Below are 2,554 nucleotides of genomic sequence, written 5' to 3' on the forward strand. Positions count from 1 at the left end.
AAATGGCTGGCCTATTACAACGCCGAACGGCCGCACTCCACCCACGGCATCTTGACCCCGAATGAGGCCTATGCAAGCAAAACAGAACCAACGAGATTAGCAGCCTGACATGAAACCCTGATCCACCTTAACAGGGCTGCAAACTGGTCGAAAAACTAGGACCACCTCTCAGACCTTTTATATGAGTTCATCATATCGCCACATTGCCAGAATATCCCACAGGACCAAATCACGTCCAAATGTTGAATGAAGGAAAAGTATCAGGTGCTGTACTGTGCAAAACAAACAGCAACTCGCCTGAGAGGGACTCTTTTCGGACTGGCAATCTGTTTGTTTGGTTGTCCGGGGACCATGGCGACTGCGCAGTCCTTTACAGAAAATAGCTATCTGGTGGACATCCGTGCGGGTAAAGGCCTGTCACAGTCAATCAGACAATTCAGGCGCGGCGGGTACGAACTTTCGAACGGGAGCTACGTCAGCTTTTCCCGCTGGTACAAAAGTAACTGGCGCAATCTTCGGGTCACAATGATGACGCAGATGTCGAAAGAGCTCGGCCTGTTATGGGGTTTTGGAACGGGTGAATTTGGCGAAAAATATACGATTGATCCCAGTATTAAACTTGGTTTCATCTGGCAGAGCGAAGTTAAGGAGAACTTTAGATTGTCTCTATCAGCCACAACTATCATCGGCGGAAAACTGCGGGAAAAGCCTTGTTTAGCGAATTATGGCGCGGTTGGCGGCATTCAGAAAGTGAACTGCCGTCTAGCGGCATCATTCATGGCGCCATCTGAAACACTTAATTATCTAATCAAAGAGCCTCCTGCCGACCAATTGGTCTTGAGGATGGGCGTTGTGTTCTCGTTCTGAGTGTCCGGTTTTCCCTTAATTGTTTCCAGTACAACCACAGTTTCCATAGGTAGGGCCGATAGTGTCCGGAATTTGATCTCTACAGGTCAATTCAATCTGAATGATAGGTAAATGACCATATTTCGGCCATTATTGGGTGGCTATTTTTAAGGCGAGCTATGCGTGCTGGGTGTCGTGTGTCGACCGTGAGAGTTGTTTAAAGCTTATTTCTAAGCGGTCTTATTTTAATATGAACTAAGGAGACCTGAAAATTGCGACTTAAAACCTTTCTGACCAGTGTATCGGCAGCCGCGCTGTTGATTGCGGCATCTGTAACGACCTCCGCTCTTGCTGACAGCTCTCATCCAACACTTCTTGCCAAAAAAGAGGGGGTGGGAAAACCCGTTGATAATGGTAGCGACCCTGTAGATCCGCAGCCAAACGATAGCTGGATGCACGACGATGTGCCGCTGGCCTGGGGTTACAATGGGGGATCTTATCTCGGTGCCAGAGCCCCGGATGCAGCTCCGGGTTTAAGAGGCGTGACCATGACCTTCGTCGATGATTTCTACAGTGGCGCAACGCGCGCCGGGAACCTCGGAGACGGAGACTACTCATTGACCCACGGGGAATGGACTTCAAAAGAAGGCCACATGATCGCGCCCTTGGCAGACATTGCGGTGCATGATTACTTGAGCGGAGAAGCGGTAACGCTGCCTTCGTATTCAGGCGTTTTCAACGTCCTGAACCTGAGTTACTCGGACAAGTATAATACATCGCAAGAGACGACCGATCTCTACACGGCTGGAAACCTTTTCACAGCGCAGGAAACATCAATCATCGACTTCGCTAAGAGCGGGGCTGCTTTTGTTGCGAAATCGGCGGGTAACGACGGCGGTACCGCAGTGGGAGACTCCGTAACCTCTGGTCGTGGAAGATTTACCCAGACAGTTCGTGACTACCTTTCCGTTGGCCTGATGGATGCAGCAGGTGACAACCCTAATACTTTTTCAGGTGTCTGGGTCGGCGCGCTAGATGGAAATTCGTCCGTAACTCACAACCCTGACGGCACCTCGACTGTTCAAACCAAGGTCAGCATTGCAGACTATTCAACACAAGCCGGTACAGATGAAAGAGTGAACGCGAACTATCTTATGGTGGGCGTTGACACGGCCTTGAACGGCGGTTTCGAAGGGACCTCGTTCGCCGCACCGATCGTAAGCGGATATGCTGCAATTCTCGCCAGCAAATTTAAAACGGCGACCCCTTTGCAGGTTAAAAACCAGCTGCTCAAGACCGCACGGCAGGACACAATTAACGACTACTCACTAAATGTCCACGGGCAGGGCGAAGCCAGTATCTATCGAGCTGTAGCGCCGGATAGTATTCAATAAAACTTTACGGACGGCCTTAGAAAGAAGGCTCGCGCAGTTATGCGGGCTTTCTTTTGAATGGCCTGCCCTTCACGAATTACCCTTTCAGTCAGCAGGATGCGGACCTTCGTCGCAACAAACCCTAGCGTTGCTGACCTGCTCCCCTGAAATGTCCTGCGTTTGAGGTTAGCCTGTTCTCCAACTGAGGGTAAGCGTCCGGTCTGGCCGCTTTACGGTGCGTTTTTCCACGGCAGCAGGTCATCGACGCGGTTGATTTTATAGTCTGGGATGCGGGCAAGTGTGTCGGCGAGCCATGCTTGCGGATCGATACCGTT

3 protein-coding genes are annotated in these 2,554 nt (G+C 50.8%); 2 read left to right on the top strand and 1 reads right to left on the bottom strand.

From position 1 onward, the window contains the following. Positions 1 to 246 precede the first annotated feature (246 nt). Together ROG8370_RS19665 and ROG8370_RS19670 are read left to right on the top strand one after the other, a co-directional pair. Entirely contained in the window at positions 247 to 867 is a 621-nt protein-coding gene (locus ROG8370_RS19665) for a hypothetical protein (RefSeq protein WP_085828807.1), read from the top strand. 251 nt (positions 868 to 1,118) lie between these two features. After that, positions 1,119 to 2,240, top strand: a complete 1,122-nt coding sequence (locus tag ROG8370_RS19670; RefSeq protein WP_139838244.1) for a S8 family serine peptidase — start codon at positions 1,119 to 1,121, stop codon at positions 2,238 to 2,240. A 209-nt stretch (positions 2,241 to 2,449) separates the two neighbouring features. On the opposite strand, the gene ROG8370_RS19675 is transcribed toward ROG8370_RS19670, so the two are convergent. Beyond that, positions 2,450 to 2,554 (bottom strand): transposase domain-containing protein (locus ROG8370_RS19675; protein ID WP_139838232.1); only part of this gene is annotated, 105 nt, incomplete at its 5' end.

Source organism: Roseovarius gaetbuli (assembly GCF_900172365.1).
Taxonomy (GTDB): domain Bacteria; phylum Pseudomonadota; class Alphaproteobacteria; order Rhodobacterales; family Rhodobacteraceae; genus Roseovarius; species Roseovarius gaetbuli.

Excerpts from the sequence above, each read along its gene's own strand:
- ROG8370_RS19665 (WP_085828807.1), top strand. The coding sequence starts at position 247 with ATGAAGGAAAAGTATCAGGTGCTGTACTGTGCAAAACAAACAGCAACT.